This is a genomic window from Marinobacter sp. LV10R510-11A (assembly GCF_900215155.1).
GTDB lineage: Bacteria > Pseudomonadota > Gammaproteobacteria > Pseudomonadales > Oleiphilaceae > Marinobacter.
This window is the reverse complement of sequence record NZ_LT907980.1, coordinates 4,373,975-4,387,558: the sequence shown is the minus strand read 5'-3', so window position 1 is coordinate 4,387,558 and position 13,584 is coordinate 4,373,975. Positions and strand designations below refer to the sequence as shown.

At 54.2% G+C, this 13,584-nt stretch carries 9 protein-coding genes; 6 read left to right on the top strand and 3 right to left on the bottom strand.

The genetic code is table 11. The features are described 5' to 3' along the window. The 6 genes from tsaA to CPH80_RS21120 all read left to right on the top strand — a co-directional run bounded on the left by tsaA (position 1) and on the right by CPH80_RS21120 (position 7,401). Positions 1-744: a tRNA (N6-threonylcarbamoyladenosine(37)-N6)-methyltransferase TrmO gene (gene tsaA / locus CPH80_RS21145; protein ID WP_096281195.1), complete on the top strand. Its 744-nt coding sequence runs from the start codon at positions 1-3 to the stop codon at positions 742-744. Between the two features lie 43 nt (positions 745-787). Then, a complete protein-coding gene (locus CPH80_RS21140; protein WP_096281193.1) occupies positions 788-3,148 on the top strand; it encodes a response regulator in 2,361 nt (786 codons plus the stop codon). A gap of 17 nt (positions 3,149-3,165) precedes the next feature. Beyond that, entirely contained in the window at positions 3,166-3,354 is a 189-nt protein-coding gene (gene yacG, locus CPH80_RS21135) for a DNA gyrase inhibitor YacG (protein WP_096281191.1), read from the top strand. Positions 3,355-3,485: 131 nt separating this feature from the next. Further along, positions 3,486-4,043 carry a YfaZ family outer membrane protein gene (locus tag CPH80_RS21130; RefSeq protein WP_096281189.1) on the top strand — a complete coding sequence of 186 codons (558 nt, stop codon included), beginning with the start codon at positions 3,486-3,488 and terminating at the stop codon, positions 4,041-4,043. Positions 4,044-4,188: 145 nt separating this feature from the next. Then, positions 4,189-6,375, top strand: a complete 2,187-nt coding sequence (locus CPH80_RS21125; protein WP_096281187.1) for a hypothetical protein — start codon at positions 4,189-4,191, stop codon at positions 6,373-6,375. Positions 6,376-6,477: 102 nt separating this feature from the next. After that, positions 6,478-7,401 carry a glucosaminidase domain-containing protein gene (locus CPH80_RS21120; RefSeq protein ID WP_096281185.1) on the top strand — a complete coding sequence of 308 codons (924 nt, stop codon included), beginning with the start codon at positions 6,478-6,480 and terminating at the stop codon, positions 7,399-7,401. Between the two features lie 38 nt (positions 7,402-7,439). Here the strand turns inward: CPH80_RS21120 and CPH80_RS21115 are convergent, their stop codons facing one another. From CPH80_RS21115 to CPH80_RS21105, 3 genes are all read right to left on the bottom strand, one after another. After that, the gene (locus CPH80_RS21115; protein ID WP_096281183.1) at positions 7,440-10,127 is read right to left on the bottom strand and encodes a LuxR C-terminal-related transcriptional regulator; all 2,688 of its coding nucleotides are present in this window, start codon (positions 10,125-10,127) and stop codon (positions 7,440-7,442) included. A gap of 169 nt (positions 10,128-10,296) precedes the next feature. After that, positions 10,297-11,658, bottom strand: a complete 1,362-nt coding sequence (locus CPH80_RS21110) for a DUF1329 domain-containing protein (protein WP_096281181.1) — start codon at positions 11,656-11,658, stop codon at positions 10,297-10,299. A 33-nt stretch (positions 11,659-11,691) separates the two neighbouring features. Beyond that, positions 11,692-13,548 carry a DUF1302 domain-containing protein gene (locus CPH80_RS21105; protein WP_096281179.1) on the bottom strand — a complete coding sequence of 619 codons (1,857 nt, stop codon included), beginning with the start codon at positions 13,546-13,548 and terminating at the stop codon, positions 11,692-11,694. Positions 13,549-13,584 lie beyond the last annotated feature (36 nt).

The window sequence follows — 13,584 nt, the reverse complement described above, 5'->3', positions numbered from 1 at the left end:
ATGCCCAGACACCACTCGATACCCGCCGAAGACGCTCTGGCTTTAACCCCTATTGCGATCACCCGATCCTGCTTTAAAGACAAATTTGGAGTGCCGCGCCAACCTGGGCTCACCCGGCATGCCAGGGCCGATTTGATCATCCAACCGCCCTACGATCGCGAAGACGCATTTCGTGGCCTGGAGACGGCCAGTCACCTGTGGCTAATCTTTCAGTTTCACGAAGCCGTGCGGGCCGAGTGGCGGCCGGTTGTTCGGCCCCCTCGTTTGGGCGGTAACCAAAAAATGGGCGTTTTTGCCAGCCGTTCGCCGTTCCGGCCCAACAGCTTGGGGCTGTCTGTGGTTCGCAACGAAGGACTTGTGCGCAAAGACGGCCAGTTGGCCCTGCAGATTAGCGACCACGACTTGATTGATGGCACGCCGATTCTGGATATCAAACCTTACCTGCCCTTTGCCGACTCAATCCCGGATGCCGCTCTGGGCTGGGCCGAAACGGCGCCCACTGATCGCCTAGAGGTTGTATTTCTGGCAGAGGCCGACGCACAGTTGGCTAACCTTCCGCCGGCGCAATATCCAGACCTGAAACTATTGATTACAGATGTGGTGAGTTACGACCCTCGGCCTTCGTTTCGCAGGGGCCGTGATGAGGCGCGTATTTACGGCGCACACCTTTATGATTTAAACGTGCGGTTCCGGTTTATAAACGAGGGTTCACAGAAACGTGTCGAAGTGCTGACGGTCTGTTAAACTCCCGCTGATGATTTTGTAGTCGACACAGGGAATTTGTGCCTTGCCTTCAAACCGGTTTTTCACCCGCATGGGTATTCGGCCGCTCGCGATGCGGCTGCTCGTGTATGTGTTGCTGTTCAGCCTGGTCATTTCTCTGGTCGCCACCGGCGTGCAGATGATCGGTGAGTTTGAGCGCCGCAAATCTGATCTGCAGGAAACCCAGCAAAGAGCCGCTGGGCTGGTTTCCGGTGGCATGAGCAACAACATTTGGCTGATGAATTTCAGCGAGGTGGCTAATAGCCTGGATGATATGCGTAACGTGGAGGCCATTCACTACGCCCGAGTTGTCACCTCCACCGGTGAGCAGTTCACCACCGGCAGCTACCCCGAAGGCCGGGTTATTTCGCAAACCTTCCCGCTGGTGTTCAACCGTTCTACCTTTCGCGGCCCGGAAAACGTGGGCAGCCTTACCCTCACCTCTTCTATCGAGCAAGTGTATTCAGAGCTTCGTAACGGCGCCCTGATCAACCTGCTATTCCAGTCGATTGTGGTGATGCTGGGCACGCTGGGGCTGCTGGTGATCGTTCGCCTTACCCTCTCCCGGCATCTGGAAACTATGGCGGACTATGCTGCGCGGCTGAACCTGGATGCGCTGGTGGATCCGCTGCAGCTAAAGCGTAAATCCCCCAGAACCCCTGATGAATTATCTGAGCTTGAGCACGCGCTTAATAAAATGCGCCTGCAGATTTTGGAAGATACTCGCTCACTTCGGCAAACCACCATTCAGTCACAGGGGGAGCGGGATGATGCGATACGGGCCAATCGCGCAAAAAATCAGTTCTTAGCGAACGTAAGCCATGAACTGCGCACACCGCTACAATCGGTTCTGGGCTACGCCAATCTGCTTACCGACACGCAACTAGATCACGAGCAGCGGGAATACGTACACACCCTGCTCAGCGCCTCAGAGGGCCTCTCGTCTATCATCAACGATCTGCTGGACATCTCCAGCATTGAGGCGCAGAAGTTGGTGCTTGAGAACATTCCGTTTGATTTACGGGAAACCCTAAACGATCTGGTGCACATGCTGGGCGCCCGTGCCCGGGAGAAAGGCCTGGCACTGGAGCTTCGTATTGACGAAGAGCTGCCCTGGGCGCTGCGGGGAGACCCGGTACGGATTCGCCAGGTTTTGCTTAACCTGGTCTCCAACGCCATTAAATTTACCGATTCAGGGCATGTGCTGATCAGCATTGAAGTGCTCGGGCGCCGGGATGAGAAGGTTCGCCTGCGCCTAGCGGTGGAAGATACGGGCATTGGCATTAACCCGGAAGATATCCCTCTGGTGTATGAGCCCTATGTACAGTTAGGCCAAAGATTTCAGCGCCAACTGCCGGGTGCCGGGCTGGGGTTAACGATCTGCCGCCAGCTGGTCAACTTAATGCAGGGCTCTTTGGATGTGGAAAGCCGGCCCAGGGAAGGCTCTACTTTCTGGGTTGAGCTAACGCTACCCACGGCACCGGAAAGCACTTCGCGAGTACGCCCGGATGCGCGCATGGTAAAGGGCAAGCGGGTGCTGGTGGCGGATTCCTACGAGCTGTCTCGCAAAATTACATTGGAAATGCTGTCGCGACATGCGGTGCACATTGAGGCCGTAAAATCTGCGGGCGAGGCTTTGACGTCGGTGCGCTTGGCCTTTGACAGCCAGGAACCGTTCGATGCCATTATTCTTGACGGTTTTTTGCCCGACATGGACAGTGATTTGCTGTGCCGTCAGGTTCGCGGCAACCCATTATGGGCCGGCATGCGCCTTCTTATTCTCTCCTCCAACCCTCAGCGCGGCGATGCGGAACACTTTCGCCAGGCGGGGGCGGATGCGTTTCTGAGTAAATCCCTGAGGGAATCCTGCCTTACGCCTATTCTCAATCAGCTCTTTGAGGATGTCAGGAAAGACGAGCGGCATTTTCTCACGCGGTTTTCTCTGCAAGCCACCGGCGATACGGAGAAACGCCGTGAGCTTACCTCTCGCCGTATGAAGGTGCTTTTGGTTGAGGATAACCCGGTCAACCGCACGTTAACTCGCAGATTGCTAGAGAAACTGGGGTGCGATGTGATGACCGCCAACGATGGCGAGGCGGCGGGCAGCCTGTGGCAGTGGCACCCATTTGATCTGATTTTCATGGACTGCGTAATGCCTAGGGTTGATGGCTTTGAAGCCACCCGACGCCTGCGCGCATGGGAAGCAAACCATAAGCGCTCGCGAGTGCCTGTGGTCGCGCTTACAGCCAGCGCTATGGAAGAAGACGAAGAGCGTTGCCGCCGGGCTGGCATGGATTCCTTTGTTGCCAAGCCTGTCAATATTGAAATGCTACGGGCTGTTCTGGAACAATACGCCCAAGGTACTCCCGCAAAAACCCCTGTTTAACGATTTGAAAGGTTCACATGAACGTAGAATGCCCTACCTGTAAAAAATCCGTGGAATGGACGGACACGAACCCCTCGCGTCCATTTTGCTCAGAGCGCTGCAAGCTGATTGATCTTGGTGCCTGGGCCAACGAGGACTATCGAGTTCCGGCGGAGAATTCGTCGCCGGAAGATCTTGATCAAGGCGGCGAAACAACACAGCACTGATTCTGCGGGTACATCTGCGTGAATTTACCTACCAGCTTACAGCGAACTTACACCCTTGTAAGTTGTGGTACCTCTAACAGCCCGTTACCATTCGCACCCATGATTAGCACCGCAATCAAGAAGGTAAAAGAATGAAAGCATCCCGTATTTCCGTTTTGGTTCTTTCTCTGGCTGCTGCTCCAGTGTTTGCAAGCGACGTAGACTTGAGCCTGACCAACGATTCTGTAAAGGGCCAGGTTAACGTTTTCGGAAACAACAACGATCTTCAGCTAGGTGCCGGTTATACCTATCATGAAGGCAGCCGCCATATTGGCAACATAGATTTTCACGCTCAGGGCCGCACTGCGCTGGGCAACCTGCCCACAACCGCCGGTATCGGTGTGCGCGGCATTGCCTGGGACCAGGATAATGCAGACGGTGGCGCAGTGGGGCTGGGTGGTTTTGCGACCGTGAACATTCCTCGCGCGCCAGGCCTGTCGTTCACCGGCGGCCTGTACTACGCACCAAGCATTCTCTCCTTTGGTGACTCTGACGATATGACCAGCCTTGAGCTGCGCGCCAACTATCGGGTTATTCGAAATGCTGAAGTGTTTGTCGGTTACCGGTATTTGAATACTGAGCTGGAAAACTCTTCTATAGATATCAACCTGGACGAAGGTGTTCTGGCGGGCATGAAGATTTTCTTCTAAATCTGCCCAGCTTTCCGAGGCGGGTGCCTGCACTAAGGCGCCCGTTTCGTGCCCTCCCTCACGCTTTACCAAAACCCGCACTGCTAAACTGGCTTCTGACACCTTCAACTCGGTTTTACCGACGTTTTAGCACGGATGGCCATACATGCGATTGAATCTCGGGTTACTTCTGTTCTCCAGTATTACGCTGATCACCGCCTGCGGATTCGGCGACGATGCTATTGACGACGTTCGTAACCAACCCAATAGCTTTTCTGGCAGCAAAAACGCCGTAGATGATTTTAGCCCGGGCAGTACCGGCGATTCTGGCAACAACGGCGGGCTTGCATCCAAAGAAGTCCGCATCACCATGGAAGTACCCGGCGGCTTAGCGCCAAACGGTGAGCCCACACGGCGCAACCTTCGCATTGTTAAGCCAGACCAAATTCGTGTTTACCAAACAAACAGCAATCTGCAGGATCTGGGCGAACCATCTATTAGCACCCGCACGGATGATAACGGATTCACCGTTATCGAGTTTCAGCAGGGATTGCCCCTGGCGCCAGATGTAATTATTGAGGCGCGGTATGGCAACGTTACCATGCGGGCACTGGCGGCCGATGCAGACCGGGATATTAAGATTAATCCGTTTTCCGAGTACTTGGTGCGTAATACCATTACGCAATATACCTCCGGCGAGTTCCAGCGCATTCGAGACTGTGCTAAAGAAACCAATAATGCGCTTTGCCTCAACAAGTATGTTTGGCCCACCCTTGCCGACCAGGTTCATGATTTCGAGATAGATATTCCAACCGGCGCCAGTGTTTCCAGCGCACTGGATGTGCTTTCAGACCGTGCCGATTTTGCCAATTACGTGGCCTCCATGGCGGACTACGCCCTACTGGACGACCAATCCTCCGGTAAAATCTCAGCCAGTTCGGCAGACTACAACTCGGTGTTTATGGGTGTAGAACTGGGGCAAACGTTTCTGGAAAACAGTTTTGCGCAATCCGGCCAATGGGGCGTTCGGTTGGGGCGCGAAAAACAAACCGGTACCAGTGCTCAACCCGCCTATCTATACCCTGGGTTAACACTGGCGAGCTTTGATATTTTCAACATCAAGGTCACCAATCTGGCGACCCAGATTCCTTACGACCGCAAAACGCTGATTCACAAGCGAGGCAATGCGTTTTTTACCCGGGGCGACGATACATGGGATCTAAACACTCACTCAACGTCCCCCGGTGCCGCCACGCTGGATGATGATGCTCGTTTATTAGCGGGACGTGCGCTTTATCAGAGCATTACTGGCAAAAACAGTGCCAGAACCATCGGCTGGACTCGCAACCCCTACTTTCTGGACGCTTATACTAGTGGGGCTAGCGGCCCCAATACTGGCCCAGATCGCGCGTTGGCTGGCTACTTCAGCGCCGGCAAAGCTATTGAGCTGGAATCTGAGAGGGGTAAACTCAAACGTAAACAGGAGCTAGAAGCTCATTACCTTTCAGTGCTGGAGCTTAACCTGCTGCGGCAAGAAGGGTTCGATGCGGATACTCTGAATGGTCGGAATTATAACACTGTCTACCTGGCTACACGGTTTGCAGAAACGTCGACACCCATGCAGGTTGAGGCAGGAACGGGCGACTGGCAGATAAGCTCAGGTTCCGGCAACAGTACAATTACCCAAACGTTTACCACTCTGAGTCGCGACAATACGGGTGCCGTCTCCGTGAATAATGCGGGTAACCGATCTGATAGCTGGATCATAACCCCGCGCACGGCACTTTTAAGTACTGGCGACAAAAACGTTGGCCGGCTTAATCTTGATGTTAACAACCCTGCTGGGCAATTTGGCCAGCCGGATTTGGGCGTCGGCGCCAGTGTGCCTGATGGTTCGCTACTGGCCTTTAACCTGACCGACGCAGCCTCAACTAACGACATCATTGGTGATGGTCTGCTCATTGCTGCAGAGAAGGCCACTTCAGGGGCGCCAAGTTCTGGCAGTTACAGGGTGCAGGGTTTTGTTCTGGGCATGAAAGATGGCTTCAACCGGCTCATCCACCTAGACAACGGCGTTCTGAATCTCTCTGGCGCGACCGCAAGCCTCGATAGTGCGACGCTTGAAGTGCTCCATTCCGTTGATTTCGAAACCGTCTCTGTGCCGGCTTCCGGGCAAGTAGCGGCTAATCTGGCATACACCAATGCCGGTGATGGGCAGGTTAGCTTCAGCGCCGGAGACCTCCTGTTGGAAGGCTTTGTGACGGCCGATCAGAGCCAGTTTTTCCTATTATACCGAGACGAGGTCAACGGCGAGGAGCGGCTTGGTATGCTGATCGCCACTCAACTGCCATGAACCCTCAGACAACCCTACTCGTACAACCTGTTATAATTATGAACACATCGCCCGAATGCATTGGCTTACCGGGCACAAAGACAGGTTATGAAGAGAGGTTTTATGTCGGCTGCACTGCGCTCGCTAATGCTGGTTGTTCCACTGGTCGCTTTTGCTATCGGGGGTGGCCTTTACGTGCCATCGGAACGTTCAGGCAATGACTACAATACTGGCTCAGAGCCCGCCCTGAGTTCACTGCCTCCGTTGCCCTCTTGGGCTCGCGAAGATCTTCCGGATTTCACGGGTTACAGCGACACCACTGAAAAGAAAGTAGCCTTTTTCTCGTTTATGTACCCTCGCGTTGTGCTTGCCAATTCCCGCATCCTTATTGAGCGGGACTATCTTGACAGCCTTACCACCAAAGACACACTGTCGAAAAAGGAGCACTCCTGGCTTACCGCTCAGTCCAAGCGCTTACGTGTGGATGAAGAGCCAGGCAGCCCTGAACAGTTCACGCAGTTGAGAAAGCGGCTGGATGTTATCCCACCTTCACTGATTCTGGCACAAGCTGCCAATGAGTCGGCCTGGGGAACCTCACGTTTTGCACTTCGCGGAAATAGTCTGTTTGGCCAGTGGTGCTTCAGCAAAGGCTGTGGCCTGGTGCCCCTGAGCCGTAATGAGGGTGCCAGCCATGAAGTGGCTGCCTTCCCATCGCCTTACCACTCTGTACGGGCCTATATTCAGAACCTGAACCGACACGGGAGTTACCAGGTTTTACGGGACACCCGCCTTGATGACAGGGAAGCCGGCGACCCGCTGTCTGGGCTCTCTCTAGCACGCGGCCTCATAAGCTATTCAGAGCGTGGCGAGGAATATGTTGCTGAAATTCGATCGATGATCCGTTATAACAATCTAGCGTTCTACGACACTCAATTCAGGAACATTTTGAGCGATGGCAGCCCATCGCATTTGAAGCGTCTGGCATCGGCAAGCGCTGAGCAGTCTCTGCTTCCCGGCCAGAGCACCGGCTCTGCTGCCGAAGGCTGACCCAAAAAATCGGGGGTCTTCCGGCTTACGAACTGCTATTACAGCAGCCCCAGCTCCCGGGCGCGGACAATCGCTTGGGTGCGGGAGCGCACTTCCAGCTTGGCATTGATACGCCGGGCGTGGGTTTTTACCGTATGCAACGAGATGTGCAGGTGGTCGCCAATCGCCTGGTTCGACAGGCCCTTGGCGATCAGCTCCAGAACGCCCTGCTCGCGCTCACTGATCGGCTCGGCCAGCGCCGTGGGCAACACTTTCCCGGTTATATCAAAAAGCTGACCTAATGCCTCCCGGAACGGGGTTTTGGGCAATTGGCTGTATGCTTTTTCCATAAGCTCCGTCAGCTCTCGCTTCAACTCGGCAAACGGGCTGATGAAGTGTTCTTTTTCTGCTTCGGATACCACCGCTATGAGCTTTTTCTGGCCCGCTGCCACGCCTTTGTCTTCGCTGATAAGTATGGCTTCTAATAACCGTATATGAAGATCCACACCCCAAGGGATGGCTTCATCATAGCGCTTGCGGGTATTTGCGAGGGTTTCCCGGGCCCTTACGGTTTCACCCCGGGCGAGATCCAGGCGTACCTGAAGGCAATCTAGCAACCCGGGCATCATTGGGAAAAGCTCCGGCACACAGCCGGCATCGCGGTATGGCTGCAGCCTGGCAAGCGCCTGAGCGACATTATCTAACTGATTCTGGGCTAGCCAGCAGCTGGCTTTCAGCGCCTCAAGTACCGGCACATAAAGGGATTCATCCACCTGCCAGGTGTGCATGGTCCGCTCGGCGCGGCCAATCCATACAAAGGCGTCTTCCAAGCGACCTTGAGAGCGACACATTAATACCCTAATCGCCATTGCCAACAGTAACCCGAGATCGCGGGTTTGCTCCGCATGGCGGCCACAGGCTACCAGCAACCTATCTGCCTCTGGGTAACGCCCTTGATGCCAGAGAACGAGTACCAGGTTCAACTGAAGCCGTGTTTCGCCTATGCGAGCGGGGCGAGCCAATTCTTGTATAACCGTATCCAGACCGGTTCGTAGAAGCTGCTCCGCATGCTTGAGCGCGCCTTTGCCCAGTTCAATTCGGGCATGGGCGTACACTGCCAGTGCTTCGGAGCCAGAATCGCCCGCTTCTCGAGCCAGGCGAGATGCCGCACGATTGGCCTCCCGGGCTTCTGGAAAACGCCCAGACGCGCACAAGGCACTGGCACGAACCATCTGAGTGACAAGCTGGCCTTGGGGTGAAAAGTCTCCGCTAGCCAAGGCACGATCGGCCATTTCCAACGCTGGCGCTACCTGCCCTTCGCCGCGCAGAATAAACGCTCTGAGGGCACAGATTCGCGCTTCGTGCTCTTGGTAGCTTTTTTCATTCAAACCATCAATCAGCGCTTGCGCCTGCCGAAACTGACCACCAATAGCATGCACCCAGCTATACACAATTCTCAACCTGGGGCTGCGTTCAAGCAGCTGCGCGGGAAGGCTCTTGCGCAAGCGCAGCAGTGAGGCGGTGTCTTGCCCAATCAACAGCGCTTCGGAGCCTTCAGATGCGATGCGGATGACTTCTTCCGTGTCCCCTGCCAGTAATGAATATTTGAGGGCTTCAGGAAACTGATTGCGGTTACCGAACCATCGGCTCGCGGCAAGCATTCGGTCGGTATAGCCGGCCATTACAGGTGTTTTCAGCCATTCCATTAACAATGGGTTGAGCCGGTACCAGCGGCCCCAGCCCGGCATAATCTTTACCGGTAGCCCTCGATCACAGGCTTGGGATGGCAGAAGCATGCTGTCTGGGATCAAATGTTCCAATGCCAGAAGCAGCTCATCGGAGCAAAGCCCGAGTTCCGAAGCGGCTCTCAGAGAACGCACCTGGCCGGACGCTAGGCCGCCCAATACAGACTCTTTCAGAAAACGTTCCACACCAGGGGTTTCCGAAACGGCGTGGCGTTCGATACTATGCAGGACATCCCGGCGATAGAGTGCAAGCGGCGTGGGCCAGCCTTCGGTAAGGTCGTATAAATGATCAATAGCGACACTGGTTAACTGCTGATCGCTCAACACGTCCCGAAAAAACTCAAACGTTTCGCTTCGGCTGAACTCGAGTTTTTCGGTTCCTATGCGGGTAAACCGGTTTTCCAGCTCCAGAGCATGGGTTTCATAAGGCAAAGCCTGCCGCGAAAGCATCGCCACCGAAAAGTGAGACGGTATATCTGCTACCAGCTGCTGAAGCAGGGCTATGGCAGCCGGATTCGTGATGTGGTGGAGCCCGTCTAGAACCAGAATAGCGCGCTGTTCTGGCGCCGTTTTTTTCAGAGCCAGGAGCATGATTGCGAGGGCATCAATGAATGTGGCACCCCCTTGCAAGCTGCTTTCGCAAGATTCGGGAATATCCAGCGCGACAGAAAGCAGGCTGAGAAAACGGGTTGGCGCGTTATCCTGGGAGTTGAGCGGCAGCCAACGGACATTTTCTTCACCCACCCTTGCCGCGAGAACCCCCATTCCTACCGCATGGGATTTCCCATAGCCGCAAGGTGCGTCAACAAAAAGCACACCCCGGGGGGTTAATGCATCGGTAATTAACGCGTCCAAGTGCGGGCGCGCTAACGAATATGCCGGCATGGCAGGCGCTTGTAGTCTCTGCCTAAGCAGATCCCTTACGAGCTCGCCGCGCTGGAGCCCTTTGTTTGCAGACTGAAATTCGTCATTCGCTGCATAACTATCTTGGAATGATTTCACACGCTGCCCTGTATCGAATACGTCTTTAGTATTACAAAGAGGTTAAACCAAGTAAGGGGCTAGCTGCAAAGTTTTGACGTGAAAGGTGTTTATTCAGTGGCGGTTTTCTATCGCGGAAACAAAAACGGCGGGCCGAAGCCCGCCGTTTCTGAAAGATTCACTCGACCCGTTAGCGAGTACCTGCACGGCGCAATGCCGCCGGAGTGTAATCTCTGGATCGATGCTCAACGCCAAACTGATACGGATCGACTTCCTCGTTTGTTAGGCCGTTAACCAGGTAGCGGCCAGACAGGAGGTCATACAAGGTTTCAACTGCATACCAGGGTACGATTTGATCGTAAAACTGCATGGCGTGGGCTTCGGCCACGCGCCACAGCTCACCTCGGCCATCATAATGATCAATAACCGCTGCCTGCCAAGTGTCCTCATCAATATAGAGGTCACGCTGAGCATAGATATGACGCTCGCCTTCTTTCAAGGTTGCGCGCACGTGCCACACGCGGTGAAGCTCGTAGCGGGTCAAATCCTGGTTGATATGTCCCGGCTTAAGTATCTGATCGTAGGTAATCCCACGGTCGACCAGCTTGTAGGAGTTGTACGGAATGTACATTTCCTTCTTGCCAATCAACTCCCAGTTGTAACGATCGGGTGCGCCGTTGAACATATCGAAATTATCGGATGTGCGCATGCCATCAGACGCTGTACCTGGTCCGTCGTAAGCAACCTGAGGTGCGCGACGAACACGACGCTGGCCCGCGTTGTATACCCAGGCACGACGAGGCTCTGCAACCTGGTCAATGGTCTCGTGAACCAGCAATACGTTGCCTGCCAGGCGCGCCGGAGCGGTGATAGCCTGCTTGAAGTAGAACAGTACGTTGGCATCTTCGCCTGGCTCGTAATCCGTGAGGTAGCTTCTCCAAGTCAGCTCATCCTGAAACTTAACAATAGAGTAGGCGCCAGACGCCGTAGGCGTTGCCTGACCCACGTTGCGCTGAACAGAACCACCACGATAGCGTGTAATGTGGTTCCAGATTGCTTCCAAGCCGTTTTGCGGAATGGGGAAAGGGGTCGCGTTCTGGTAATTAGCCAGACCGTTACCGTCCTTGATCATTTCCGTTTTGGTCGCGTTCTCGACCGTCTCATCCATGATCGCTTGTGGATAAGCGCCGGTACGATGGGTCTCGTAAACCGGCAGTACGTAATCCGGGTATTGCTTGATCATGGCAACCTGTCCCGGGGACAGCTTGTCGGCATACTCCGATACGTTGCTCTGGTTGATGGTAAATTTTGGCGCCTCGTCCGGGAACGGATTCACATAAATACCGTCGTCGTTGTAGCTTGCCGGAGGTGTTGTAAGACCACCCGTCCACGCAGGAATAGCACCACCATTACCAGCTTTCTCGGCTCCCATCGGTGTAAGGGAGTCACCCAGCTTGGCTGCCTCTCCGGCAGAAACCGAACCCCAGGCTTGGCCTGCAACAAGACTCGCAGCCAGAATACCTGTGGTGAGTAATTTCTTGTTCAGTTTCATTTAAATTACCTCGTTAAACGAATTCTTGGCGGTTCAGAATGAGTAGGAAACACTGGCACTCACAAAATCTCGGTCAGCCATCTCATTATACTTGCCACCGAAATAGTTTGTGTACCCAATATCACCCGTGATCCTGTTCTGATAAACCGCTTGCAGGGACAAACCGAGAGTCTTGCTACCTTCATTAAAGTTGCCGCCAGGCTGCGGGCTGTAACCTTTCACGTCGTGACTCCAGGCCAGCTGCGGTGACAAATTGATGCCCGCAATGGCGCTCGGGTAATTCCATACAAGACGTGAACGATAGCCCCACGAGAAATCTGTGGTAAAGCCTTCATTGGTGCAGTAGCTCGAGTTGATGTTGGCACCATCTCTGCCTCCAGTACCAACAGCACAGGCATCAAGGATAGTTCCGCCAGATTCGGTTGGAAGCGTACCAATACCGTAAGTACCGGAGCGGCCATAACGGGCCTCGTCCAGACTCGGAAGATCATGAACATACGTGGCACCGAACTCTGTGATCAGAGATACACGGCTGGCGCCCATGATCCGATCAAAGAACTTGATCAACGTGAACTGGGCCTGGGAAACGCCGTAACGGTCATAGCCAGGTACCTCTTGGCCCCCGCTAAGAGATCCATATTGCTGCTCCAAACGCTGCTGAAGCTTACTTACTGCAAGATCGGGATCAACCGGGTTTCGTTTATCTGCACCACCATAAAGAAGTTCAAAAGCGTTCCACTGCAAAGGCAGTTTGTCGCGATAGGAGTATTCAGCGCCCAAAGACCAGCCACCTGGCGTGTTGGTGTTGACACTGATGCCGTACAGGTTGATATCTTCTGGATACTCAATGAAATACGATGGGAACGGAGCTCCAACGGTACCACTCACGTAGGGCAAGCGGCTATTATATTTTATATAATAAAAACCGAATTCGGAATCGTTCAGCGCCGGCACATACCAACGCATAGCTACACCGAACTGATCCTTGGAGTCCGCTTCCTTGTCCGCCATGCGCGGCGCAACAAAGCCTTGAGCAAGTGCCTGTGAATCCGACAGTTGACCTGCCAGAAGAACCGGGCCGCAGCCATCAGATGAAAAATCACTGGTGGAGAAGAATGTGCCGCAATCATCCGGGCGAACTGGCGCCCAATCCGTCTGCACGAAGGCTTCTAAAGTGATGTTCTGGGTTACACCTGCAGACAGGTAGAGCATTTCAACAGGCAAAAGAGCATCTTTCAGCTCAGAGCCAGGCGCACGAAACGCAGGAACATCGACCGGGTTAATGGTGTTGATGCCACCCTGAATAAAGGTACTCTCACCCCAGCTCAGCACTTGTTTGCCGTAACGGGCACTCACGGGAACCTTGCCTAGGTACCAATCGGTGAACACGTATGCGTCGAGAATTTCACCGCCGGAGGCATTGCCTTTCGCTCTGTCGTTCAGCTCACGGCGCTGCCCGACGTCATCGGTTGCGCGGCCTTCATCTTTCAGTTCAAAGTCGTACCAGTAGCGGCCACGAACCAACGCGCCAACCCGGGTGAGAGCATCACTGTTCACATCGTAGTTCAGGAACAGCTCACTGTTGCCCTTAACGATTTTGGAATAGGTGTCGCCCTTATCGAAGTTCAGGTTGCCGTCATCGTAGTTGTTTGTTGAGGAACCGGTTGTTGTGTTGACGTACTGGGGCCCAAGGTTACCTTGAGCGATCAAGTCGCTATCTTGATCTTGGATACGCCAACCGGCGCCCGCAGATAGCGTGGTGTTAAATTGGGCTTCTACATCCCCGACATAAAATGAATAAGCAGATGCTTGGCCAGACATACTGGCTGCTACTGCGACGGCAAGCGGTATTCTTGTCCAACGCTGCCATTGATGGTTTTTTCTTGTCATTGGAAGGCTACTCCATTGTTGTTCTGAGTCGCTGCT

Excerpts from the sequence above, each read along its gene's own strand:
- yacG (WP_096281191.1), top strand. The coding sequence starts at position 3,166 with ATGAACGTAGAATGCCCTACCTGTAAAAAATCCGTGGAATGGACGGAC.
- CPH80_RS21105 (WP_096281179.1), bottom strand. The coding sequence starts at position 13,548 with ATGACAAGAAAAAACCATCAATGGCAGCGTTGGACAAGAATACCGCTT.
- CPH80_RS21120 (WP_096281185.1), top strand. The coding sequence starts at position 6,478 with ATGTCGGCTGCACTGCGCTCGCTAATGCTGGTTGTTCCACTGGTCGCT.
- CPH80_RS21110 (WP_096281181.1), bottom strand. The coding sequence starts at position 11,658 with ATGAAACTGAACAAGAAATTACTCACCACAGGTATTCTGGCTGCGAGT.
- CPH80_RS21125 (WP_096281187.1), top strand. The coding sequence starts at position 4,189 with ATGCGATTGAATCTCGGGTTACTTCTGTTCTCCAGTATTACGCTGATC.
- CPH80_RS21130 (WP_096281189.1), top strand. The coding sequence starts at position 3,486 with ATGAAAGCATCCCGTATTTCCGTTTTGGTTCTTTCTCTGGCTGCTGCT.
- tsaA (WP_096281195.1), top strand. The coding sequence starts at position 1 with ATGCCCAGACACCACTCGATACCCGCCGAAGACGCTCTGGCTTTAACC.